This window comes from Azospirillum oryzae (assembly GCF_900177515.1).
GTDB classification, from domain to species: domain Bacteria; phylum Pseudomonadota; class Alphaproteobacteria; order Azospirillales; family Azospirillaceae; genus Azospirillum; species Azospirillum oryzae_A.
This window is the reverse complement of the sequence record NZ_FXAK01000007.1, coordinates 921,681-945,763: the sequence shown is the minus strand read 5'-3', so window position 1 is coordinate 945,763 and position 24,083 is coordinate 921,681. Positions and strand designations below refer to the sequence as shown.

Annotated in this window: 22 protein-coding genes; 7 read left to right on the top strand and 15 right to left on the bottom strand. The window is 67.1% G+C overall.

Annotation, left to right across the window (positions count from 1 at the left end):
* Positions 1-17: 17 nt before the first annotated feature.
* Entirely contained in the window at positions 18-1,322 is a 1,305-nt protein-coding gene (locus B9N97_RS16940) for a pentapeptide repeat-containing protein (RefSeq protein ID WP_085088717.1), read from the bottom strand.
* A 560-nt stretch (positions 1,323-1,882) separates the two neighbouring features.
* On the opposite strand from B9N97_RS16940, the gene B9N97_RS16935 reads away from it, so the two are divergent.
* A complete protein-coding gene (locus B9N97_RS16935; protein WP_244560747.1) occupies positions 1,883-2,518 on the top strand; it encodes a peptidoglycan L,D-endopeptidase MepK in 636 nt (211 codons plus the stop codon).
* Positions 2,519-2,822: 304 nt separating this feature from the next.
* Positions 2,823-4,733, top strand: a complete 1,911-nt coding sequence (locus B9N97_RS36775) for a calcium-binding protein (RefSeq protein ID WP_143266741.1) — start codon at positions 2,823-2,825, stop codon at positions 4,731-4,733.
* Between the two features lie 66 nt (positions 4,734-4,799).
* Here the strand turns inward: B9N97_RS36775 and B9N97_RS16925 are convergent, their stop codons facing one another.
* From B9N97_RS16925 to B9N97_RS16910, 4 genes are all read right to left on the bottom strand, one after another.
* Complete coding sequence (locus tag B9N97_RS16925; RefSeq protein ID WP_085090624.1) at positions 4,800-5,315, bottom strand: DUF934 domain-containing protein; 516 nt, start codon at positions 5,313-5,315, stop codon at positions 4,800-4,802.
* Positions 5,302-6,993, bottom strand: coding sequence for a nitrite/sulfite reductase (locus tag B9N97_RS16920; RefSeq protein WP_085088714.1), 1,692 nt, complete (start codon positions 6,991-6,993; stop codon positions 5,302-5,304). Before B9N97_RS16920 ends, B9N97_RS16925 begins: the two co-directional genes overlap by 14 nt.
* A gap of 45 nt (positions 6,994-7,038) precedes the next feature.
* Positions 7,039-7,326: a DUF2849 domain-containing protein gene (locus B9N97_RS16915; RefSeq protein WP_085090623.1), complete on the bottom strand. Its 288-nt coding sequence runs from the start codon at positions 7,324-7,326 to the stop codon at positions 7,039-7,041.
* Positions 7,327-7,461: 135 nt separating this feature from the next.
* Positions 7,462-8,019 carry a precorrin-2 dehydrogenase/sirohydrochlorin ferrochelatase family protein gene (locus B9N97_RS16910; RefSeq protein ID WP_085088712.1) on the bottom strand — a complete coding sequence of 186 codons (558 nt, stop codon included), beginning with the start codon at positions 8,017-8,019 and terminating at the stop codon, positions 7,462-7,464.
* A 275-nt stretch (positions 8,020-8,294) separates the two neighbouring features.
* Here B9N97_RS16910 and B9N97_RS16905 point away from each other — a divergent pair, with 275 nt between their 5' ends.
* Genes B9N97_RS16905 through cysC form a run of 3 tightly spaced genes read left to right on the top strand, consistent with a single transcriptional unit; the run spans position 8,295 to position 11,666 of the window.
* Entirely contained in the window at positions 8,295-9,002 is a 708-nt protein-coding gene (locus tag B9N97_RS16905; protein WP_085090622.1) for a phosphoadenylyl-sulfate reductase, read from the top strand.
* Positions 8,999-9,796 carry a sulfate adenylyltransferase subunit CysD gene (gene cysD, locus B9N97_RS16900; RefSeq protein WP_085088709.1) on the top strand — a complete coding sequence of 266 codons (798 nt, stop codon included), beginning with the start codon at positions 8,999-9,001 and terminating at the stop codon, positions 9,794-9,796. The genes B9N97_RS16905 and cysD overlap by 4 nt, the downstream gene beginning before the upstream one ends.
* A gap of 1 nt (position 9,797) precedes the next feature.
* Positions 9,798-11,666: an adenylyl-sulfate kinase gene (gene cysC, locus B9N97_RS16895; protein ID WP_085088706.1), complete on the top strand. Its 1,869-nt coding sequence runs from the start codon at positions 9,798-9,800 to the stop codon at positions 11,664-11,666.
* Positions 11,667-11,725: 59 nt separating this feature from the next.
* On the opposite strand, the gene B9N97_RS16890 is transcribed toward cysC, so the two are convergent.
* The gene (locus B9N97_RS16890) at positions 11,726-12,955 is read right to left on the bottom strand and encodes an MFS transporter (protein WP_085088703.1); all 1,230 of its coding nucleotides are present in this window, start codon (positions 12,953-12,955) and stop codon (positions 11,726-11,728) included.
* 321 nt (positions 12,956-13,276) lie between these two features.
* Between B9N97_RS16890 and B9N97_RS16885 the strand changes: the two genes are divergently transcribed.
* Positions 13,277-14,899: an ABC-F family ATP-binding cassette domain-containing protein gene (locus B9N97_RS16885; protein WP_085088700.1), complete on the top strand. Its 1,623-nt coding sequence runs from the start codon at positions 13,277-13,279 to the stop codon at positions 14,897-14,899.
* Positions 14,900-14,938: 39 nt separating this feature from the next.
* Here B9N97_RS16885 and B9N97_RS16880 read toward each other — a convergent pair whose 3' ends face one another.
* Positions 14,939-15,373 carry a DUF29 domain-containing protein gene (locus B9N97_RS16880; protein WP_085090621.1) on the bottom strand — a complete coding sequence of 145 codons (435 nt, stop codon included), beginning with the start codon at positions 15,371-15,373 and terminating at the stop codon, positions 14,939-14,941.
* 337 nt (positions 15,374-15,710) lie between these two features.
* Between B9N97_RS16880 and B9N97_RS16875 the strand changes: the two genes are divergently transcribed.
* On the top strand, positions 15,711-16,802 hold the full coding sequence (locus B9N97_RS16875; protein ID WP_085088697.1) for an NAD(P)H-dependent flavin oxidoreductase: 1,092 nt from the start codon (positions 15,711-15,713) through the stop codon (positions 16,800-16,802).
* A gap of 21 nt (positions 16,803-16,823) precedes the next feature.
* Here B9N97_RS16875 and B9N97_RS16870 read toward each other — a convergent pair whose 3' ends face one another.
* The 8 genes from B9N97_RS16870 to metH all read right to left on the bottom strand — a co-directional run bounded on the left by B9N97_RS16870 (position 16,824) and on the right by metH (position 24,061).
* Entirely contained in the window at positions 16,824-17,852 is a 1,029-nt protein-coding gene (locus B9N97_RS16870; RefSeq protein ID WP_085088695.1) for a GGDEF domain-containing protein, read from the bottom strand.
* Between the two features lie 120 nt (positions 17,853-17,972).
* Positions 17,973-18,509, bottom strand: a complete 537-nt coding sequence (locus tag B9N97_RS16865) for a pentapeptide repeat-containing protein (protein WP_085088692.1) — start codon at positions 18,507-18,509, stop codon at positions 17,973-17,975.
* A gap of 31 nt (positions 18,510-18,540) precedes the next feature.
* Positions 18,541-19,053, bottom strand: coding sequence for a thioesterase family protein (locus B9N97_RS16860; protein WP_085088688.1), 513 nt, complete (start codon positions 19,051-19,053; stop codon positions 18,541-18,543).
* Complete coding sequence (locus tag B9N97_RS16855) at positions 19,050-19,454, bottom strand: HEPN domain-containing protein (protein WP_085088685.1); 405 nt, start codon at positions 19,452-19,454, stop codon at positions 19,050-19,052. The genes B9N97_RS16860 and B9N97_RS16855 overlap by 4 nt, the downstream gene beginning before the upstream one ends.
* Positions 19,444-19,776, bottom strand: a complete 333-nt coding sequence (locus tag B9N97_RS16850) for a nucleotidyltransferase domain-containing protein (RefSeq protein ID WP_085088682.1) — start codon at positions 19,774-19,776, stop codon at positions 19,444-19,446. Before B9N97_RS16850 ends, B9N97_RS16855 begins: the two co-directional genes overlap by 11 nt.
* 3 nt (positions 19,777-19,779) lie before the next feature.
* Entirely contained in the window at positions 19,780-20,181 is a 402-nt protein-coding gene (locus B9N97_RS16845) for a HEPN domain-containing protein (protein WP_085088679.1), read from the bottom strand.
* Positions 20,171-20,503, bottom strand: a complete 333-nt coding sequence (locus tag B9N97_RS16840; RefSeq protein WP_085088676.1) for a nucleotidyltransferase domain-containing protein — start codon at positions 20,501-20,503, stop codon at positions 20,171-20,173. Before B9N97_RS16840 ends, B9N97_RS16845 begins: the two co-directional genes overlap by 11 nt.
* Positions 20,504-20,569: 66 nt before the next feature.
* Positions 20,570-24,061 (bottom strand): methionine synthase, encoded by a 3,492-nt coding sequence (metH, locus tag B9N97_RS16835; protein WP_085088674.1) that lies wholly within the window; start codon positions 24,059-24,061, stop codon positions 20,570-20,572.
* Positions 24,062-24,083: the final 22 nt, after the last annotated feature.

Genomic DNA, 24,083 nt, shown 5'->3' with positions numbered 1-24,083 from the left:
GGCGTTGACGGGGCGCTTCAGCCCCGGCGGGGCGGGCGTCCGGGAAGCATCGCGCGCTGCAGCTTGGCGCCGGCAAGGTCGGCCCCGTCCATGTCGGCGCTGTCGAGGTTCGCGTCGGACAGGTTGGCCTGCACCAGGCAGGTGCCAACCATCAGCGCGCCGCGCAGGTCGGCCCCCATCAGGTTGGCGGCCCAGGAGCGGCCGGTGGGGCGGCCGGAGGGATCCTTGATCGCCGCCGGCCCCAGCCGCACCCGCGTCAGGTCGGCGCCGGTCAGCACGGCATAGCTGAGGTTGGCGCCCGACAGGTCGGCGCCCATCAGGTTGGCGCCCTCCAGATTGGCGCCGGACAGATCGGTCATCATCAGCCGGGCGCCGGTCAGCGCCGCCGCCGACAGGTTCGCCCCGCGCAGGCTTGCGGCGCTGAGGTTGACGTTGCGCAGATCGGCGCGGCTGAGGTCGGTGCCGTCGAGGTCGGCCCTCTGGCCGCGCTGGCCGAAGCTGTCGATCCAGCGTTCATGGTCGAAGATGGCGCGCTGGATCTCCGACCCCATGCTGTCGATGGGGCGGGTCATCTGCGCGGTGTCGATCCGGGTGGAGGACAGGTCGCAGTCGGCCATCCGCGTGCCGACCATGTCGGCCTTGTCGAAGCGGGTGCCGTCCAGCGCCGCGCCGGACAGGTTGGCGCCGTTCAGCCGCGCCCCCGTCAGGTCCGCCCCGTTCAGCACCGCCCCCGACAGGTCGGCGTTCTGCAGCACAGCGCCGGTCAGGTCGGCATCCGCCAGATTGGCGCCGCGCAGCACCGCGCCGGTCAGGTCGGTGGGAATGCCGCCTTCCGCCGTCAGCCCGTTCTGCAGGCGGGCCAGGGCCGCCTTGTGGATCTGGCGGGCGCTTTCGGCGTCCTGGGCATCGGGGCCGGCGCCGCGCCGCGCGGTGCCCCCCGGCTCCAGCGTGCCGGCGCGTAGGTCGGCGCCCTTCAGGTTGGCGTTGGAGAAGTCGGCCGCGCGCAGCCGCGCGCCGCGCAGGTCGGTCTGCATCAGGTTGGCGCGGCTGATGTCGGCATCGCGCAGGTCGACGCCGAACAGGTCGGCGCCGGCCAGATTGGTGCCGTTCAGCCGCCCGCGCGCCAGCCGCGCGCCGACCAGGCGGGCGCCGCGCAGGTCGCGCTGCGACAGGTCCGCACCCTCGAGGTCGGCCATGGCGAGGTTGGCACGGGCACCGCCCGGCTGGCCCTTGATCCAGCGGGCATGCCGGTCCAGCACCTCGGCCAGTTGGTCGGGCCGGAAGAAGGACACGGAAGAGGCGGTCGGTGTGGTGGCTGGCACGGACAAGTTGTCGCCGTGAAATTGGTTACATCGCGCCAATCATGCGATTCATTCCTTACCGAAGGCTGAATGAATCCCCCTTTTGCGCACTCCCTTTCGGGGGATGCGTTTCGGCTGCCCACCGGTATCCCTACCCGCAGATGCGGCGCCGGGATCCGGCAGGATGAATATGGAAAACAGAGGCTTGGCCATAGGCGCGGCCATAGGCCCGCCCCTGCTTCTGCCGATGATGGTACGGCAATGGTCCCGAGTCGCGCACGTTACGGTTCTGTAATCGAACCAGCTGCGAACGAGTCGCGAACAGCTTCGACTCGGCCGGTGGGACCGTGGGCGGCCGAGTCGGCGGAAACCCTGGAGTCACCGAAAAACCGGCATCGGTTAAGCAATGGTTTCTTGACAGAAAAGGCCACGGACATCCTAAAAGTGTCCCACCTTTCGGAATAACGCACCGCAGCGCGCCTCGACCTTGGCCAGGGCGCGGCTTAGGCCGTAACCGGAACGATGGGCTCCAGAAGACGGATCCCGGGCGCCGGAGCGGAAAAACGGGATATGAAGGAAGCATGATGAAGGATGCGGACGCCCGGTCGATCACGACCGCACGCCCGAGCGCTGGCGAGAGCCACGCCACCGAACGCCGTCATCTCGATCGCCGCCATCTTCTGCGCGCCGGCCTGGGTCTGGCGGCGGCGGCCTCGGCCGGGGGAACCCTGTTCACCAGCGAAGAGGCGGAGGCCGCCGCCCTGCGCGCCCCGCCGCGGGTGCTGACCCTGGTGAACCTGCACACCGGCGAGAAGCTCCACGCCGAATACTGGTCGAGGGGCCGCTACGTGCGCGACGCCATGCGGGCGGTCAACCATCTGCTGCGCGACCACCGCAACAACGCGGTGCACGCCATCGACCCGAAGCTGCTGGATCTGGTCCATTCGCTGAGCCGCAAGATCGGCCGCCGCGGCCCGATCGAGATCGTGTCCGGCTACCGCTCGCCGGAGACCAACGCGATGCTGCGCGAGGCCGACCACAGCGGCGTCGCCCAGAACAGCTATCACATGCGCGGCATGGCCATCGACCTGCGGGTGCCGAACATGTCGACCCGCCATCTGCAGCGCGCGGCGCTGAGCCTGCGCGGCGGCGGGGTCGGCTATTACCCGGACAGCAACTTCGTCCATGTCGATGTGGGGCCGCTTCGCCACTGGTGAGCGGCTGGACCGCGGGCAGTTCCCGGTCCCAGAAAGCCCCCCGTCTTTTATCCGTCCGGTTCGATGTGGCGCCAAATCCAGGCAGGATTCGGCGCCACAGTCGTTTTCACGCCATCTCGCGCCACCACAACCGCCCCCTCCCCCTCCCCATCAAGCGTGCGCGACACAAAAGAACGGTGGCAGTTGTGGCTTATTGCCGCACTTTAAAGTAGTGTATCACGTGAGTTTTTCCTTCTAAGCTGGCCCGTGCATCATTCATGCAACCGGAATCGCTTTCTGTTGGAATGCGTGTGGGGGGATTCACATGGGCATATCGGTTGAAGACTTGCAGGGCGGCTTTCCTCCGTCGGGAATGGACGGCTCCGATCCCTTCGGCGGTTTCGGGGGATGGCAAAGTTCCTACCTCTTCGGCGGGAGCGGCGACGATCTTCTGATCGGGGGCGACGGGGACAACACCATCGACGGCGGCTCCGGCAACGATTCCATGATCGGCGGCCTGGGCAACGACATCTACATCGCGGACAGTACGGGAGACGTCATCCAGGAACAGGCCGGCGAAGGCACCGACGAGGTCCGGACCTCGTTGGGCGTCTTCACCCTCGGCGACAATCTGGAGACGCTGACCTACACCGGATACAGCGACTTCCAGGGCACCGGCAATGTGCTGGACAACGTCATCACCGGCTGGTGGAGCAACGATACGCTGAGCGGCGGCGCCGGTTCCGACACGCTGGTCGGCGATGCCGGCAACGACCTTCTCGATGGCGGCACCGGCGACGACCTCCTGATCGGCGGCCGGGGCGACGACGTCTACATCGTGGACAGCACGGGGGACGTCATCCAGGAACAGTTTTTCGAAGGCTTCGACGAGGTCCGCACCACGCTGAACGCCCTGACGCTCGGTGACAATCTGGACCGGCTGACCTTCATCGGAACGGGCGCCTTCCAAGGTACCGGAAACGAGCTGAGCAACCTGATCGTCGGAGGGGCCGGCAACGATACCCTGATCGGCGGCGGCGGCTTCGACACGCTGAACGGCGGCGACGGCGACGATCTTTTCTACATCGACGACACCAGCGCGACCATCGAGGGCGGCGCCGGCTTCGATTCGGTCATTATCCGGTACGACTTCGGCGTCCAGTTCGATCTTGCGGCCAGCGGCATCGAACAGGTTTATGGAGGAGCCGGAAACGACACGCTGGTCGGCACCGGCTCGACCGTCGGCCTCCTGATCGACGGGGGAGAGGGCAACGATTCCCTCATCGGCGGCGATGGCGACGATGTTTTCTCCATCGACGCCGGGGACCGGGTGGAGGGTGGAGCCGGCTTCGACACCGTCCATGTCAGAGGCGGGCAAGACCTGACCTTCGTTTTCGGCTATACCGGCATCGAGCGATTCTACAGCGGCAGCGGCAACGACAATCTGATCGCCCATGACTCCGCGGTCGAGGTCGACGGCGGGGCCGGCGACGACGTGCTGAGCGGCAGCGACCTCAACGACACGTTCCGTGGCGGCGAGGGCAACGACCGGCTGTTCGGCCGTGGGGGCGATGACAGTCTGATCGGTGGGGACGGCGACGACACGTTGTCCGGCGGTGAGGGCGACGATGTCCTGATCAGCGGGAGCGGCAACGATATGCTGTTCGGCGATGAGGGCAACGATCGCATCTATGTCGATGCCCCGACGGTAGCCCTGCTGGACGGCGGCGCCGGCGACGATACGGTCGAGGTCCGCTACGGCGGCGGTGTCACCCTGAACATCTCCTCCTCCATCGAGCATTTCATCAGCGGCTCCGGCGACGACAGCGTAACCGCGACCGACGGCTATTATGGCGTGACGATGGCCGGCGAGGACGGCAACGATCGGCTGACCGGAAGTTCGGGCAATGACGCGCTGTCCGGCGGGAGCGGCGACGACACGCTGAGGGGCGGCGACGGCGACGACCAGCTGCAGGGCGGCGCCGGTGCGGACCTGTTCGATTTCTCGACCGACCTCAACAGCAACAGCGGCAACGATGGCAACGACATCGTGACCGATTTCAATGCGGCGGAAGGCGACCGGATCGCCTTGTCCATGTTCCAGAGCTACACGGTCGGCGCCAACGCCCAAGGCGAGGCCGTACTCAGCATCTCCGGCTTCCGCGCGTCTCCGGTCGTCACCCTGTCCGGTGTGATGGCGGCGGACGTGTCCGGTTCCTGGTTCGTCACCCTTTGACGGGAAAAGGCGCCGCCCCGGCCGGGACGGCGCCTTTCCTTCTCGTGTCGGTCGGCGGAAACCGCCTTACCCGACGTCGGCCTGTCCCACCTTCAGCTTGCGGCGCAGCAGTGACAGCGGCGCGGTGTCGTCCAGGCTGGGCTGGAAGGCGATGGTGACCTCGGTCAGCGCGTTGGCCCAACTGTCCGGGTTGGTGCCTTCCGGCGCCTCCACCGAGGTGAAGCCGGTGCGGACCAGATAGAGATACTGGTCGGGGATGACATGGCCGACCGCGCGGATCTCGCCGGTGTAGCCATAGCGCTCCCGCAGTTCGCGCGCGGTGGAGAAGCCGCGGCCATCGCGGAACTTGGCGAACTCCACCGCCACCAGGGAGAAGCGGTCGAGGTCGGCGGCGATGGCGCCCGCCAGCGTGCCGCTCTTCAGCCGCACGCCGAGCCGGGCGTTGCGGCCCTCGAAGCTGTCACGCTCCGCCTGCCAGCGCTCGAAGCTGATGATGACCGGGCGGTCGTTGGGGACCGGCTCGCCGTCGGGGATGAAGCTCCAGGCGTCCTCGCCGATGCGCCCATTCTCAATCAGCGGCATAGATTCTCTCCTTGAACGGGGCATGGCCGACGCGCTTGAGCGTGTCGATGAAGCGCTCGCTCTCGTCCGACCGGTTGGCGAGATAGACGTCGACGATGGCCTCGATGGCGTCCACCGCTTCGGTCTCCGTCACCGCCGGGCCGAGGATGTCGCCGATGGCCGTGGTCAGCGTCGGGTCGCCGCCGACGGTGATCTGGTAATACTCGGTGCCCTTCTTGTCGACGCCGAGGATGCCGATGGCGCCGACATGGTGATGGCCGCAGGCGTTGATGCAGCCGCTGATCTTGATGCCCAGCTCGCCGATGGTGCGCTGGCGGAGCGGATCGGCGAAGCGGGCCGAGATCGCCTGCGCCAGCGGGATCGAGCGGGCGTTGGCCAGCGCGCAGTAATCCAGCCCCGGGCAGGCGATGATGTCGCCGATCAGACCGGCATTGGCGCTGCCGAGACCGGCGGCGTCCAGCTGCTTCCACAGGTCGTACAGCTCGTCCTTCTTCACATGGGCGAGGACGAGGTTCTGGACATGGGTGACGCGCAGCTCGCCGAAGCTGTGACGCTCGGCCAGATCGGCGACGAGGTCCATCTGGTCGCAGGTGGCGTCGCCCGGAATGCCACCGGCCGGCTTCAGCGAGACGGTGGCGATGGCATAGCCCGGCGCCTTGTGCTCCGCGACATTGACCGCCAGCCAGTTGGCGAAGGCCGGGTCGGCCGCACGGGCACGCTCCAGGGATTCCGAATGGTCGGGCAGTTCCTCGAAGGGCGGCGGGGCGAAGTGCTTGCGTATCCCCTCGACGATCTCCGGGTCCAGGCGGTATTTGGGGCCGCGCAGCCGGGCGAACTCCTCCTCCACCTCCTGGGTGAACTTCTCCAGCCCCAGCTCGTGGACCAGGATCTTGATGCGCGCCTTATAGATGTTGTCGCGGCGGCCGTACTGGTTGTAGACGCGCAGGATGGCTTCCAGGTAGGCGACGAAATCCTCCTGCGCCACCCACTCGCGGACCAGCTTGCCGACGAAGGGCGAGCGGCCGAGACCGCCGCCGACATAGAAGGAGAAGCCCGGCTCGCCCTTCTCGTTGCGGCGCGCCAGCAGGCCGACGTCATGGATGCGGACCGCGGCGCGATCGCTCTCGGCGCCGGAGATGGCGATCTTGAACTTGCGCGGCAGGTAGGTGAACTCGGGGTGCATCGTCGTCCACTGCCGCAGGATCTCGGCATAGACGCGGCCGTCCACGACTTCATCCTTGGCGGCGCCGACGAACGGGTCGGTGGTGACGTTGCGCACGCAGTTGCCGCTGGTCTGCAGCGCGTGCATGTCCACCTCGGCCAGCTCATGCAGGATCGCCGGAGTGTCCTCCAGCTTGATCCAGTTGTACTGCAGGTTCTGGCGGGTGGTGAAATGGCCGTAGCCGCGGTCATACTTGCGCCCGATGGCCGACAGCTTGCGCAGCTGGGTGGCGGACATCACGCCATAGGGCACGGCGATGCGCAGCATGTAGGCGTGAAGCTGGAGGTAGAGGCCGTTCATCAGCCGGATCGGCTTGAACTCCTCCTCCGTCAGCTCGCCCGACAGGCGGCGGTCGACCTGTTTGCGGAACTGCTCGACGCGCTCGGCGACGAACTGCCGGTCGATCTCGTCGTAGTGATAGATGCCGGCACGGGCGCCGGGCGCGATGTGGTTCATGTCGATAAACCCTCAGGGCCGCCGGAACGGCCAGCATTCAAGAATTCAGGCGGCCTGCTTGCCGAGATCGAGACGGACGGTCGGGCCGGCGGTGCGGATGCGCTCGCGCATCGTCGCCGGGACCGGAACGCCGTCCTGTTCCACCACCTCGAAGGTGTAGATGTCGACGGCGAACTGCTCGCGCTCCGCCTTCTCCTTGGCGGGGGCCAGCACGGCGTCGGCCTCGGCGCGCGGGAACAGCGCGGCCTCGGCGAAGGATTCGACCCACCGGCCGCCCTCGCCCAGGAACACGACTTCCCCGTCGCGCAGGCGGTTGGCGGTGATGGCTTTCATCGACCCTTCCTTCGATCGATCCTTGGCCGACATCTGGCTCTCCTGGCTGGTCGTTCTCTAAAGCGGTGGTGTCTTACCCGAACCGACGATGGTCCGGCAGTGAATTCGGCGGGATTGCGGCCATCATGGCGGTGTTCATGGCAGCCAACCCTCCCGGTCGATCAGCTCGCGGGTTTCGCGGGCGACATCGGACATCGACGCCCCCTCCGCCCGGCGGCGGTTGCGGAAGTCGGCGATGGTGCGCAGACGCTCCGCCCACTCCGCCGGGAACAGCGCCTCAAGCCGCTGGCGCAGCAGGCTGGCGAGGGTCGGGCTGCGGCCGCCGGTGGAGATGGTCATCACCAGATCGCCACGCCGCACCACGGAGGGCGAGTGGAAATCACACAAGGGGATGACGTCCTCGACATTCACCAGCACGCGGCGCTGCCGCGCCAGCTCCGCCAGCGCCGTCTCGGTCTCCGTCCCCAGCCCCATGACATACAGCACGCCGATCTTGTCCAAATCGGCGGCTTCGGGCAGAGCCCGCACCAGACGGTCGCCGGCCAGCGCGGCCAATTCCCCATCCGGCTCCGGTGAAAACACCTGCGGGTCCGCCCCACCCTCGCGCAGCTGGGTCAGGCGGCGCACCGCGAGCGGGCCGTTGCCGGCCAGCGCGATCACCACCTGCGCCGGGTCGAGCGCCAGCGGAATCATGGCCGCATCCCCAATGCCGATGCCGGGTTCGACGGAACGGAGCGGCGGTTCGCGCCGCTTATATGGGTGATGCTGTGCATGGCGGTATTTAGCCCAGCCGCCACACGACAATCAACATATTTCACACAAGCGATTGCAGCAAAGCACAAGCCTATTAAACAAGTAGAGAATGTATTTACGTTGCACGGGTTTTCCGCTGGTGTTAATGTGCAAACACAAACGCATTGCCTACTTCATCAGTAGATTTAATGAGCCACCGCGAAAGGCAGCCGATGATGGACGCGGAAACACGGGTGAAGCATCTGACCGACAGCCACGGCACGCTGGAAGGCGCGCCGCTGCTGGCCGCCATGCATGAGCTGTTCGGCGGGCGGATCGCGCTGCTGTCGTCCTTCGGCGCCGAATCCGCGGTGCTGCTGGCGCTGGCCGCCGAGGCGACGCCGGATTTCCCGGTTCTGTTTGTGAATACCGGCAAGCTGTTCGGCGAGACCCTGCGCTACCGCGATCAGCTGGTGGAGCGGCTTGGCCTGCGCGATGTGCGGGAGATCGGGCCGACGGCCGACGATCTCGCCGCCGGCGACAAGGACGGCCTGCTGTTCAACCGCGACTATGACGCCTGCTGCCATCTGCGCAAGACGGTGCCGCTGGAGCGCGCGCTGGCCACCGCCGGGCTGGAGGCCTGGGTGACGGGCCGCAAGCGTTTCCAGTCGGCGACCCGCGCCGCCCTGCCCCTGTTCGAGGCGGAGGGGGGCCGCGTGAAGGTCAACCCGCTGGCCAACTGGGACAAGGACCGGCTGGAGGAAGAGTTCACCCGGCGCGATCTGCCGCGCCACCCGCTGGAGGCCGACGGGTTCCTGTCGATCGGCTGTTACACCTGCACCGAGCGAGTGGCGCCCGGTGCCGACCCGCGTTCCGGCCGTTGGGCCGGCAGCGCCAAGACCGAATGCGGCATACACACCACCATGATTGGAATCGCCCGATGAGCGCCGATCTCGACCAGCTCGAAAACCAGAGCATCTATATTCTGCGCGAGGCCTACAACCGCATCGACAAGCTGGCGATGCTCTGGTCGATCGGCAAGGACAGCAACGCGCTGCTCTGGCTCTGCCGCAAGGCGTTCTTCGGGCGCATCCCCTTCCCCGTCGTGCAGCTCGACACCGCCATGGAGCTGCCGGAGGTCTACGAGTTCCGCGACCGCATCACCAAGGAATGGGACCTCGACCTGAAGGTGGAGCAGTGCCCGCCCGAGGAGGAAATGGACCAGACCCTGCCGCCGCTGACCCGCGCCGCCGCGCGCAAGACGGAAGGGCTGAAGAACCTGCTGCGCGACCATGCCTATCAGGGCGTGATGGTCGGCATCCGCCGCGACGAGCAGGCGACCCGCGCCAAGGAGCGCGTGTTCTCGCCACGCTCGCTGGAAGGCGACTGGGACGTGAAGGACCAGCCGGCGGAGTTCTGGGACCATTACAAGACCCGCTTCCCCGAAGGCGTCCATGTCCGCATCCACCCGCTGCTGGCCTGGACCGAGCTGGACATCTGGCGCTATTCGCAGCGCGAAGGGATTCCCATCGTCCCGCTGTACTTCGCCAAGGACGGCAAGCGCTATCGCTCCCTGGGCGAGAAGAACATCACCTTCCCGGTCGACAGCAACGCGTCCACCATCGACGAGATCATCGCCGAGCTTCAGGTGACCCGCGTGCCGGAACGCGCCGGCCGCGCGATGGACAATGAATCAGAAGACAGCTTCGAGCGCCTGCGCAGCGTGGGGTACATGTAAGATGCCGCATTCTCAACTTCGCATCGTCATCGTCGGCCATGTCGACCATGGCAAGTCCACGCTGATCGGCCGCCTGCTGAACGACACCGGCAGCCTGCCCGACGGCAAGGTGGAGCAGGTCCGCGAAATGAGCCGCAAGCGCGGCATGCCGTTCGAATGGGCCTTCGTCATGGACGCGCTGCAGGCCGAGCGTGACCAGGGCATCACCATCGACACCACGCAGATCCACTTCAAGACCAAGCAGCGCCCCTACGTCATCATCGACGCGCCCGGCCACACCGAGTTCCTGAAGAACATGGTGACCGGCGCCTCCCAGGCCGACGCCGCCCTGCTGGTGATCGACGCCGACGAGGGCGCGCTGGAACAGTCGCGCCGCCACGCCTTCCTGCTGCATCTGCTGGGCGTGCGTCAGGTCGCGGTCGTCGTCAACAAGATGGACAAGGTCGAGTTCTCCAGCCGCCGCTATGAGGTGGTCGCGCAGGAGATCAAGGACTATCTGGCCGAGCTGGGGCTGCAGCCGAAGGCGGTGATCCCGGTTTCCGCCCGCAACGGCGACAACATCGTCAGCCGCAGCGAGCAGTCCGACTGGTATCTCGGCCCGACGGTGATCGAGCAGCTCGACGCCTTCCGTCCGCAGCAGACCTCGCCGGACCAGCCGCTGCGCTTCCCGCTGCAGGACGTCTACAAGCCGGACGACCGCCGCATCCTCGCCGGCCGCATCGAAAGCGGGCGGCTGCGCGTCGGCGACACCCTGCACTTCTCGCCCACCGGCGCCAGCGCCAAGGTGGTCAGCATCGAGGCGTGGAACCATCCGGAGACGGTGCTGTCGGCCCAGGCCGGGCAGAGCATCGGCATCACGCTGGACAAGCGCATCTTCGCCGAACGCGGCCACATCGCCCACCATCAGGCCGACGCCCCGACGCTGGCCCACCGGCTGAGCGTGCGGCTGTTCTGGCTGGTGTCCGACCCGCTGGTGGTCGGCAAGACCTACACGCTGAAGATCGCCACCGGCGAACACCGGGTGACGGTGGAGCAGGTGACGGCGGTCATCGACGTGGAGGATTTGTCCAGCACCCCCGGCAAGGCGGTCCGCCGCAACGAGGTTGCGGAGGTGGTGCTGCGCTCCCGCTCACCGATCGCCTTGGATCTGGCGTCGGAGCTGCCGCGCACCGGCCGCGGCGCGCTGATCGACGGCAACGACGTGGTCGGCGGCTGCCTGGTGGTGGAGATCGAGGACGCTGCGGCGGCCAACATCACCGAGGTGTCGCACACCGTCTCGCTGGAGGAGCGGTCCCAGGCCAACGGCCACAAGGGCGGCATCGTCTGGCTGACCGGCCTGTCGGGTGCCGGCAAGTCGACGCTGGCGATGGCGCTGGAACGCGCGCTGTTCGACCGCGGCTGGCAGACCTTCGTGCTGGACGGCGACAATGTCCGCAACGGCCTGAACGCCGGCCTGGGCTTCTCGTCGGATGACCGGGCGGAGAACATCCGCCGGGTGGCCGAGACGGCGAAGCTGTTCGCCGACGCCGGCATGGTGGTGATCGCCTCGCTGATCTCGCCGCTGAAGTCCGACCGGGCGCGGGCGCGGGTGATCGGCGGCGAGCGCTTCCACGAGGTCTATGTCGCCGCCGACCTCGCCACCTGCGAGGAGCGCGACCCCAAGGGCCTCTACAAGAAGGCACGGGCCGGCGAGATCGCCGAGTTCACCGGCATCTCGGCCCCCTACGAGGCGCCGGACCAGCCCGAACTGGTGATCGACACCGACGCGCTGAGCCGCAGCGAGGCCCTGGCCCAGCTGCTCGACTATGTCGACGAGACCTTGGGCAAGAACAGCCTGAAGTCGGAGAAAGAGCTGACCTATGTGATCTGAGGGTCGGCGTTATAGGGTGAAGCTTCGGGCGCGGGGGAAAGACCGCGCCCGAAGTGTTTTCAGGCCGCCTTTTGGTCGCCGCGATACATCGCCGTCACCATCAGCGCCACGGTCGCCAGCACCAGCGGCACGAAGGAGATGCGCAGGACGGTGTCCCAGCCGTAGCTGGTCAGCAGGCTGCCAGAGGCGAAGGAGCCGAAGGCCATGGTGCCGAAGACGAGGAAGTCGTTCAGCGACTGCACCCGCGTCTTCTCCTCCGGCCGGTGGCAGTCCAGCACCAGGGCGGAGGCGCCGAGGAAGCCGAAGTTCCACCCCACCCCCAACAGGATCAGGCTGAACCAGAAATGGGCGACATCCTGCCCCGACAGCCCGACCGCCGAGGCCGCGGCGATCAGCGTCAGTCCGGCGGCGACCATCCGCGGGGAACCGAAGCGGCCGATCAGCCGTCCGGTGAAGAAGCTGGGGGCGTACATGGCGATGACGTGCCATTGCAGGCCGAGGTTGGCCGATTCCTGCGGCAGGCCGCACAGCCTCATCGCCAGCGGGGCGGCGGTCATCAGGAAGTTCATCAGCAGATAGGACACCACCCCGCAGATCACCGCGGTGACGAAGCGGGGCTGGCGCAGGATGGCGCCCAATGGCCGCCCACCGGCGACCTCCGCCGCGGTCGGCTTGGGCAGGCGGACACCGAGCAGCACCAGCGCCGATACCGCCGCGACGGCAGCCTGCGCGACGTAGGTCGCGGCGAACAGGTGGGGCGGCCACAGGTTCATGGTGTGGGTGACCAACTGCGGCCCGACCACACCGGCGACCACGCCTCCCGCCATTACCACCGACATGGCGCGTGGCCGGCGCTCCGCCGAGGTGCAGTCGGCGGCGGCAAAGCGGAAGGACAGCACCACGGCGGCATAGGCCCCGCCGGGAATCATCGCCGCGCAGAACAGCCAGAACGACCCGAACAGGATGGCGAGCGACGACAGCAGCCCGACCAGCACGCCGCATCCGGTCCCCGCCAGGAAGGCGGCACGACGGCCGAAGCGCCGGGCGATGGTCCCGGCCGGCAGGGTGCAAACCGCCATGCCGACCACGAAGATGGAAATCGGCAGGGTCGCCAGCGCCGGGCTGGGAGCCAGCGTGTTGCCGACGATTGCGCCGGTTGCATAGACGACGATCGCGTTGGCACCAGCGAGCGCCTGGGCGATGACCAGCCGGACGATGTTGCCAAGCTCATGCGCTTGTGGGATCGCGGAGGCCGCTTCTGTCCGGGTGGTGGCTTCGGCTTGCGACATGGGACTCCTCGGACGATGCTGCGGCGGACTTTGCGCGTCGCGGTGGCCGATCCAGCTTTAGCGATGCGGCAGCATGAACAGAAATGGTTTGTCCGCATGGATCGATTGATCAGGCGTCATGAATGCTCAACCGCCGGATTTTCGGGATCTCGCGAGAAGGAGGAGGTGGATTATCTCGCCGGCTTCCTTGCGCTGGCGCGGGAGGGTGGACGGTAGCGGTGCTGCGGAGCCGATCAGGACTCTGTCGCGGCGCACATCCTGTGGCATAAGGGGCCGCCATCACGCTCCCCAGCAATATGCCTTTGAGGACCCCTGTCGCCCATGATCCGCTTCGATAACGTCAGCAAGCAGAACGGCCACCGCATCCTGTTCCTGGAGGCCTCCGCGGCGCTCAACCGGGGTGAGAAGGTCGGGCTGGTCGGTCCCAACGGCGCCGGCAAGACGACCCTGTTCCGCATGATCACTGGCGAGGAGCAGCCGGACGGCGGTCAGGTCGCCATCGAGAAGCAGGTCAGCATCGGCTATTTCAACCAGGATGTCGGCGAGATGTCCGGCCGTTCCGCCGTGGCGGAGGTGATGGACGGCGCCGGGCCGGTCAGCGTCGTCGCCGCCGAACTGGCGGAGTTGGAAGCCGCCATGGCCGACCCCGACCGCGCCGCCGAGATGGACGCCATCATCGAACGCTATGGCGAGGTTCAGGCGCGTTTCGATGAGCTGGGCGGCTATGAGCTGGAAGGCAAGGCGCGCGAGGTGCTGGCCGGCCTCAGCTTCAGCCAGGAGATGATGGACGGCGACGTCGGTGGCCTGTCTGGCGGCTGGAAGATGCGTGTGGCGCTGGCCCGCATCCTGCTGATGCGTCCCGACGCCATGCTGCTCGACGAGCCGAGCAACCATCTGGACATCGAAAGCCTGATCTGGCTGGAAGGCTTCCTGAAGGGCTACGAGGGCGCCCTGCTGATGACCTCGCACGACCGCGAGTTCATGAACCGCATCGTCACCAAGATCATCGAGATCGACGGCGGAACGCTGACCAGCTATTCCGGCGACTACAGCTTCTACGAGAAGCAGCGGGCGCTGAAGGAGAAGCAGCAGGAGGCCCAGTTCGAACGTCAGCAGGCGATGCTGGCGAAGGAGTTGAAGTTCATCGAGCGCTTCAAGGCCCGCGCCTCGCACGCCTCCCAGGTGCAGAGCCGGGTGAAGAAGCTGGACAAGATCGAGCGCTTCGAGCCGCCCAAGCGCCGCCAGGTGGTGACCTTCGACTTCCCGCCCGCCCCGCGCTCCGGCGACGACGTCGCGGTTCTGAAGAACGTCCACAAGGGCTATGGCAGCCGCGCCATCTATGAGGGGCTGGACCTGACCATCCGCCGCAAGGAGCGCTGGTGCGTCATGGGCGTCAACGGCGCCGGCAAGTCGACCCTGCTGAAGCTGATCGCCGGCGCGGCCGAGCCGGACAGCGGCACCGTCACCGTCGGCGGCAGCGTCAAGATGGGCTATTTCTCGCAGCACGCGATGGAGTTGCTGGACGGCGACCAGACCATCTTCGAATCGCTGGAGGCGCATTTCCCGCAGGCCAGCCAGGGCTCGCTGCGGGCGCTGGCCGGCTGTTTCGGCTTCTCCGGCGACGATGTGGAGAAGAAGTGCCGCGTGCTGTCGGGCGGCGAGAAGGCCCGTCTGGTGATGGCGATCATGCTGTTCAACCCGCCCAACTTCCTGGTGCTGGACGAGCCGACCAACCACCTGGACCTCGACACCAAGCAGATGCTGATCCAGGCGCTGGCGGCCTATGAGGGCACGATGCTGTTCGTGTCGCACGACCGCCATTTCCTGGCGGCGCTGTCCAACCGCGTGCTGGAACTGACGCCGGAAGGCATCCACCAGTACGGCGGCGGCTACACCGAGTATGTCGAGCGCACCGGGCAGGAGGCGCCGGGGCTGCGGAGTTGACCGAGGGAGGCGTCACGCCCCCTACGGGGCGGCGGGGCATCACTCCGGCCAGAACTCCACATCCATGATCCGCTCGCACGGCCAGGGGCAAGCTACCGGAAAGGTCGAGGCCGAGAGGCCGGTTTCCGCAGCCGCATCACGGCGAGCGCGCCGGTAAGCCGCTTCGATCGCATCCGGGAGGCGGCTTTTAAGGCTTGGATTATCCTCCAGATGATCGACCAGATCGTCCCGCGAGTTGGCGATGGACGCCTCCCAAGAGGCTCCACGTCGGGAAGGCTGGAACTGCCATTTCAGCAGCTGCAGGAGAAGGATCGTGAGGCGGCTCACCAATTCACGCTTCTCGCTCCGCCCCATGCTCTCGATCTCCTCGGCGATGTGGGCGATATCGGCAGCGTCCAGCTTGCCGGCGCGCAACAAGGCCGCCTGCTCGTTCGCCCAGGCATAAAAGTCGCGATCATACAGACTGGCGGTCATTTCGGCCTCCACGCTGGGGGGCAGCCTCGTCAGGTAAACTAGTTTACGCGCCAATTCGTTTCAATCCACAGGTGCCCGAAGGACTGGGTTTCCAGCGGAGCTTCGCCACACCGCTCGCAGCCCGCATAGTATCTCGCGGCTTCCCAACGCCACCCAGCGAGCCGTCCGGTTGCGGCCGTTCGAATTGGCGGAGTCGCTCGACCGACCCCGCCAATTCCGAGTGGCGCCGTTGCCGCTCCCTTCACTCCAAGTGAACGCCTCCTTCAGAACAAGTCATTGGTCGTGAAGAACGCCGGGGCGTAGCATCGCCTTACTTGTCGAGGCGACGGAGGCGGAGATGCCCTCTCACACGGATTCCCTTGAACGGCTGGGGCTGCGGTCGCCAGTGATCCAGGCGCCGATGGCCGGGGGCGGCGATACGGCGGCGCTGGTGGCGGCGGTCAATGAGGCCGGCGGGCTGGGCTTCGTCGGCGCCGCCTACCTCACCCTGGCGCAGATCGCCGAACGGGCGCGCGACATCCGCGACCGCACCGCCCTGCCCTTCGGCATCAACCTGTTCGCGCCAACGCCGGCGCCCGGACCGGCGCCGATGATGGCCGAGGCGATGGCCCGCGTGGCAGGCTTCCACGCCGAGCTTGGATTGCCGGAGGCGGAGGAGCCCGCCTACGCCGGCGATGCGTTCGACCGACAGATGGCGGCCGTTCTGGACAGCGGTGCCGCCTTCTACAGCGTCACCTTCGGGCTGCCGCCGGCCGACAGCGTCGCCGCGGCGAAGACACGCGGCATCAGGGTGCTGGGCACCGCAACCACGGTGGCGGAGGCGGTGGCGCTGGAGCAGGCCGGCGTCGATGCGGTGATCGCCCAGGGCGGCGAGGCCGGCGGGCATCGCGGCAGCTTCCTCGGCGATGCCTGGAAAGATCGCGGGGCCAATCTGGTCGGCACGATGGCGCTGGTGCCGCAGGTGGCGGATGCGGTGAGCGTGCCGGTGATCGCATCCGGCGGGATCATGGACGGGCGCGGCATCGCCGCGGCGCTGGCGCTGGGAGCGACGGCGGTGCAGTTGGGCACCGTCTTCCTGACCACCGAGGAGGCCGGCATTCCGGAGGCGCACAAGGCCGCCATCCTGGCCGCGCGGGAGGACCAGACCCGCATCACCCGCGCCTTCTCCGGCCGGCCGGCGCGCGGCATCGTCAACCGTTTCATGGAGGCGGTGGAGGACCCGGATGCGCCCGACGCGGTGCTGCCCTTCCCCTTGCAGAACACGCTGACCCGGCCGCTACGGACCGCCGCCGGCAAGGCCGGGCGGGCGGAGTTCCTGTCGCTGTGGGCCGGCCAGGGGCTGGGGCTGGCACAGCGGCGGCCGGCGGGGGAACTGGTCGCCGACCTGCTGCGCGGGACCGAGGCGGTGCGGCGGGGATTGGCCGGCTGACCGCCTGTCGAGCGGTGCGGCTCAGCCGGCCTCGACCGACACGCGGTTGCGGCCGCCGCGCTTGGCGGTGTAGAGCGCCTGATCGGCGCGGCGGACCAGCGTCATCGCCGGTTCGCCGGGGCGGAACTGGGCGACGCCGACCGACAGGGCGACGGTGCCGTAATTGGCGTTGCGCGCCTTGTTCACGATCTGCCGGCCGCCGACGAAGGTCCGCACCTGCTCCGCCAGCTTGATGGCGTTTTCCAGGCTGGTGCGCGGCAGGATGATCGCGAACTCCTCGCCGCCATAGCGGGCGGCGGTGTCGCGGCCCTTGATGCATTCGGTCAGCATGCGGGCGACCAGCTTCAGCACATGGTCGCCGACCAGATGGCCGTGGGTGTCGTTGAAGGCCTTGAAATGGTCGATGTCGACCATCAGCAGCGACAGCGGCTGCTCGTCGCGCACGGAGGCTTCCATCGCCTCCGCCAGCATCTGGTCGAAGGCCTTGCGGTTGCCGATGCCGGTCAGCCCGTCGGTCAGCGCCTCGCGCCGGGCGCTGTCCAGGCTGACCCGCATCTCCGCCAGTTGCTGGCTCGATTCCTGAAGTTGGGATTGCAGGGCGGCCTGGCGGTCGACGATCTCCCTGGTTTCCGCGGCGATGGCGGCGATCATGGCGCGCAGTTCCGTCAGGCTGAGCGGCTGGTCCAGCTCTTCCCGGAAACCGGACAGGGCGTTGCCGTAGCGCTCCGTCTCCGATCCGACATTGCCCAGCTGTTCAAGGATGCGGCCCAGCGCGAAGCGCGCCTTGTCGGAGGTCTCGCGGATCGCCTGCGCTTCGGCATCCGTGGTGAAAAAACGCTTGTAAAGCTCGTCGCAGAGCGTTTGCGAAACGCCCAGCCCATCCCGCCGCGCCAGATCGACGGCGCGGGTCAGGTCGGGGTTGTTCCCGTTGAAATACACGTACCAGAGCGTGAAATTTTCCGGGGTGGGCGCCAGCCCGTCGGACAGCATCCGCTCCATGGCCTTTGCGGCAAGTCCGCTGGAACGTTCGAAATCCCCCTCAGCTGCCACGACCGTCGTCCGTCCAGAAATCATTCGGTTTCGAACGGTACGCGGCACAAGCCCTTACGGCAAGAAGGTTTTTAAGAGCGTGACGAGATGCTGCAAACGGTTTGGTTGCACCCCGTCCGATTAGTTGCACTGACCGACCGAGCTTTCCGCGCAGATATGAGTGCCGTCGGTCCAGCGGGCGCCCGACAGGTCGGCATGGCGCAGGTCGGTGCCGGACAATCTGGCGCCGGTCAGGTCGGCCCGCGCCAGCGATGCGCCCACCATCTTGGCGTTGCGCAGGTCGGCCTCGCGGAAGCTGGCGCCGGTCAGGTCGGCGCGGGTGAAGTCGGCCTCGATCAGCCGCGCCTTGTCGAACACCGCACCGGGGGCAGTGGCGCTGATGAATTTGGCGCGGTAGCCGTCGGCGTCGGTCAGCTTCGCTTCCCCCAGCGTGGCGCGCTGAAAGGTCGCATCGCGCAGCATGGCGCCGCTGAGGTCGACACCGGTCAGCGTCTGCCCCTCCAGCGAGCAGCGGCGCCAATTGACCTTCGGCTGCGCCGCCTCGGTGCAATCGGCCAGCGCCGGCGCGGCGGAAAGGACGGCCAGGACGGCGGCTGCGGCGGCGAGAATGCCGGAACGGAGACGGGAGTGGATCGGCTGGACGGATGCGGTCTTCATTCTTCGATAGATGGGGCCGGCAACCGTCAACTCAACCACCCGGACGCACCCGGCCGGTCGAAGGCCCATCCAGCCGGGCCACCGCCCGTCCGGCCTGCGGCGGCCGGGGATGGGCGGCATGGGCCGCCGCCTGTTCGCCCAGCGCCGCGGCGACGGCGGACGGGAACGGGCCGGTCTTGCGGGTGCCGAGGTCGACATGCAGCAGCATGAACTCCGCCGTCGCCGCCAGCCACCCCTCCTCCGCATGCCGCATTTCGTGGAACAGGTGCAGACGCTTAGGGTCGGCGCCGAGCAGCAGCGACTCGAAGCGCAGCGGCGTCCCCTCCGTCACCTCGCGGGCGTAGGTCAGGTGGGCATCGACGACGAAGACCGACCGGTTCTCCGCCGCCACATAGGCCTTGCCGATCCCGAACCGGTCCAGCACGGCGTCGGTCGCATGATCGAAGGCCAGCAGGTAATAGGCGACGTTCATGTGCCCGTTGTAGTCGATCCACTCCGGGCGGACGGTCTCGTGGTGGAGGGTCAGGGGCGTGGTGGGGGTCATGGAATTCCGAGGAAACAGATGATGTCGGCGCGCAGAGTTTCGATCTCCGACAGCCAGCCGGCAACTTCCGAAATCGGCAGGTCGGGAAGCGGATCGTCGAATATGCCCGCGCCCGGATAGCGAGAGGCGCTGATGAAGGCGGTAAGATGGGCGAGTGCGGCTATGCGTTCAGCCAGCGGGTGACCGGTTGTTAGCCGTGCGACCAGAACATCGATGTCGTGTGATTTCGGCGGCATCATGCCGGCCGCCACCAACAGGGTCTTGGCCAGTTTCTCGACCGCCTGCTGGCAGTGATAGGCCGCCATCTGAGGCTCCGGTTCAGGACCATAGAGGTTGTTGCGGATCGCCTTCAGGTCGCGATCCACCACAACCAGCCACGCCTGGATTTCCCTATGCGCCATAGACCCTGAGTCCCCGGCGTTTGACCTCATAACTCAACGTGCCGACGACGTCCTTGGACGCCTCGTAATTGGTGCGCGTGCAGGGAATGATGTCGGCCGGAATGCCGGTACCGATCTTCGACGCATAGGCGTAGCGGATCGACCGCCGCTCCTTCGGCGCATCGTCCGGGACGATCACCAGCAGGTCGTAGTCGCTGTCCTCATCGAAATCGCCGTGCGCCCGGCTGCCAAACAGGTAGACGGCTTCCGGCTCCAGGGCCGGCACGATCCGGTCCAGCAGGATTTGCAGCTTCTCGTCATGCTCTGCATCGATGGACGCCATCGTCTACGTCCTCGTCTCCAGAAAAGCGGAAACCGTTACCCGGACCTGTTCGATTTCAGCAAGCCAGCGGGATACATCGTCGGGATCGGGCTCATCCGGCGGACTGTCGAAAACATCCATGCTCGGGTAGCGGAAGGCCGCGGCGAAGATGGTGAAGCGCTCCAATGGCAGCAAGGTCGCACGCAACGGGTGGTCCGACGGCACATCGTCCAACAATGCGACGATGTTGTGTTGCTTGCGCGGATGGCGGCCGAGCGAGACCAGAACCGCCTTGACCAGCTTCTCCGCCGCCTGCTGGCAATGATAGGCCGCCGATTTGACCGCCGAGCCGACGAGGCAGGCGCGGATCGCGCGGATGTCCTCGTCCACCACCGCCAGCCAGGCTGCGACCACCCTATCGACCATAGACCTGCACCCCGTGGTGGTTCGCCTCGTAATAGAGCGTTCCCACCGAGTCCTTGTAGCGTTCGAATCCGGTGCGGGAGCAGGGAATGATGTCGGCCGGAACCCGGGATTGCCGGCTGGCTTCGAAGGCGGTGGCCATCGACCGCCGCTCCTTCGGCGCATCATCCGGCACGATCACCAGCAGGTCGTAGTCACTGTCCTCGTCGAAGTCGCCGCGCGCCCGGCTGCCGAACAGGTAGACGGCTTCCGGCTCCAGGGCCGGCACGATGCGGTCCAGCAGGCGTTGCAGCTTTTCGTCGTTCCGTGCGTCGACTGTGCCCATGGAAATCCTCCGCCACCCATCCTAACACGGAACGGGCGGCGGAGGATCAACGTCAAACCGAGGGCATCACACCGAGAAGTACTTGGCCCGCGGGTGGTGCAGGACGATGGCGGAGGTGCTCTGCTCCGGATGCAGCTGGTCCTCGTCCGACATCTCGATGCCGATGCGGCCAGCGTCCAGCAGCTTCAGCAGCTGTTCCTGGTCCTTCAGGTTCGGACAGGCCGGATAGCCGAAGCTGTAGCGGCTGCCGCGATAGGACTGCTGCAGCAGCTTCTCCTTGTCGCGGCTGTCCTCGGCGCCGAAGCCCAACTCCGCACGGATGCGGGCGTGGACATATTCCGCCATCGCCTCAGTCATCTCCACCGACAGGCCGTGCAGGTAGAGATAGTCCTGATAGCGGTTCTCGGCGAACCACTCGCGCGCCACCTCGGCGCAATGCTGGCCCATTGTGACGACCTGGAGGCCGATCACGTCACGCTCGGGGTCGGTCACGTCGCGCAGGAAGTCGGCGATGCACTCGCCATCCTCCTTGGCCTGACGGGGCATGGTGAAGCGGGCGGCCTCGGTGGTGCCGTCCTCCTCGAACAGGATCACGTCGTTGCCGTCGGCCGCCGCCTTCCAGTAGCCGTAGACGGCGGTCGGGCGCAGGATTTCCTCCTTCGCCGCAATCTGGAGGATGCGGTCGAGCACCGGCCGCAGCTCCTTCTTCGCCCACTCCTTGAACTCCTCGAAGGACTTGCCGTCCTTCCGGTAGCCCCATTGCAGCTGATAGAGCATCCGCTCGTTCAGGTAGGTGACCAGCGTCTTCAGCGGCACATGATCGATCAGCTTCGGCCCCCAGAAGGGCGGGGTCGGCACCGGCACGCCTTCGGCCAGCCGGTGGCGGCGGGCGCGGACGGCGTCCTTGTCCACCGGGCCGGTGGCGGCGCTGGTCGCCTGCCCCAGCACGCGGCGGCGGTTGGTCGCCTTGCCGGCGCGCTTGGCTTGCTGGATGGCGAGCTGCTGGTCGAAGCTGCCCTCCACCACCTTGTCCATCAGGGTGAGGCCATCGAAGGCGTCGCCGGCATAAGCCACGCGGCCGGAGCCGTAGGACGCCACGCAATCGCCCTCGACATAGGCGCGGGTCAGCGCGGCGCCGCCGAGCAGGACCGGCACCTCCAGCCCCTCGCGGGTCATTTCCTCCAGGTTCTCGCGCATCACCACGGTGGATTTCACCAGCAGGCCGGACATGCCGATGGCGGTCGCCTTGTGCTCCTTGGCGGCCTGGATGATGGCGGTGACCGGCTGCTTGATGCCGAGGTTGACGACTTTGTAGCCGTTGTTGGTCAGGATGATGTCGACGAGGTTCTTGCCGATGTCGTGGACGTCGCCCTTCACGGTGGCGAGCACCAACGTGCCCTTCTGCTGGCCCTCGACCTTCTCCATGTGGGGCTCCAGCCACGCCACCGCGGCCTTCATCGTCTCGGCCGACTGCAGAACGAAGGGAAGCTGCATCTTGCCGGCGCCGAACAGCTCGCCCACCACCTTCATGCCGTCGAGCAGATAGGTGTTGATGATCTCCAGCGGCGGATGGGTCTTCATCGCCTCGGCGAGGTCGTCCTCGAGGCCGGTGCGGTCGCCGTCGACGATGCGCTCCTTCAAGCGCTCCTCGACGGTTTCGGCGCGCGCCTTCTTCTTGGCGTCGGCAGCCTTGCGGCCTTCGAACAGGGCGATGAAGGCCTGGAGCGGGTCGTACCCCTCGGCGCGGCGGTCGAAGATCAGATCCTCGGCGGTCTTGACCTCCTTCTCGGGGATCTGGTGCAGCGGCAGGATCTTGGAGACATGGACGATGGCGCCGGTCATCCCCTTCTTCACCGCATGGTCGAGGAAGACCGAGTTCAGCACATGGCGCGCCGCGGCGTTCAGGCCGAAGGAGACGTTGGACAGGCCCAGGATGATCTGGCAGCCGGGCATCTCGCGGGCGATGGCCTCGATGCCCTCCAACGTCCAGATGGCGAGCTTGCGGTCGTCCTCGTTGCCGGTGGCGATGGTGAAGGTCAGCGGATCGAACAGCAGGTCTGACGGGGCGAGGCCGTACTCGTTCACCGCCAGATCGTAGAGGCGCTTGGCGATGGCGAGCTTGCGGTCGGGCGTCTTCGCCATGCCCTCTTCGTCGATGGTCAGCGCGATGACGGCGGCGCCGAACTTCTTGGCCAGTTCCAGACGCTTGCGCGCCGGCTCCTCGCCGTCCTCGAAGTTGATCGAGTTGAGGATCGCCTTGCCGCCATAGAGCGCCAGCGCCTGTTCCAGCACCTTGTACTCGGTGGAATCGATCACCAGCGGGGCGGTGACGGAGCCGGCGAAACGGGAGATGACCGCGTTCATCTCCGCCACCTCGTCACGGCCAACGAAGGCGGTGCAGACGTCCAGCGAGTGGCTGCCCTCCTTGACCTGCTCGCGCGCCATCTCGACGCAGCCGTCCCAGTCGTTCTTCTCCTGCAGCTCGCGCCACTTCTTGGAGCCGTTGGCGTTGCAGCGTTCGCCGATGGCGAAGAAGGCGTTCTCCTGGCGCAGCGTGACCTGGGAGTAGAGCGAGGCCACCGCCGGCACCCAATGGACGGTGCGGCCCTTCGGCGCCGGGCGGTGCGAACCGGCCGGGGCCAGCTTGCGCAGCATCTGGTTCGCCGCCGCGATGTGCGGCACATTGGTGCCGCAGCAGCCGCCGACGAGGTTCACCCCGTCCTCCGACACGAAGCGCTCCAGCCAGTGGGCGAAATCGTCGGCGCGGAGCGGATAGTGGGTCTTGCCGTCCACCAGTTCCGGCAGGCCGGCGTTCGGCTGGACCGAGATCAGGCCCGGCCAGTTCTGCGACAGCCAGCGCACATGCTCGCTCATCTCCAACGGGCCGGTGGCGCAGTTCAGGCCCATCAGCGGCACGTCGAGCGCCTGGATGACGGTGGCCGCCGCGGCGATGTCGGTGCCGACCAGCAACGTGCCGGTGGTCTCAACCGTCACCTGCACGAAGACGGGGGTGTCGGACTTGGCCTCGGCCCGTGCGCGCTTGATGCCGTTGACGGCGGCCTTGATCTGCAGGGGGTCCTGGCAGGTCTCGACCAGGATGGCGTCGGCCCCGCCGGCGATCAGGCCGGCGGCCTGGACATAGAAGCTGTCCTCCGCCGGCTGATAGGCGATGTGGCCCAGGCTGGGCAGCTTGGTGCCCGGCCCGATGGAGCCGATGACGAAGCGTGGCTGGCCATCCTTGAAGCTCTCAGCCGCCTCGCGCGCCAGTTCGACCGCGCGCTGGTTGATCTCGAAGGCCTTCTCGGAGATGCCGAACTCGCCCAGCGTCACCGGCGAGGCGCCGAAGGTGTCGGTCTCCACCATGTCGGCGCCGGCTTCGAAATAGCCGCGATGGATGTCGCGGACGATGTCGGGGCGCGACAGCGGCAGGATATCGGTGCAGTTCTCGTGCCCCCAGTAATCCTTCTCGACGTCGAGGTCGAGCGCCTGGATGCGGCTGCCGAACCCGCCGTCGCAAAGCAGAACGCGGTCACGCAGGGTGTCGAGGATGTGGGGCATGGGAATGCGTCTTGTCCGTTAT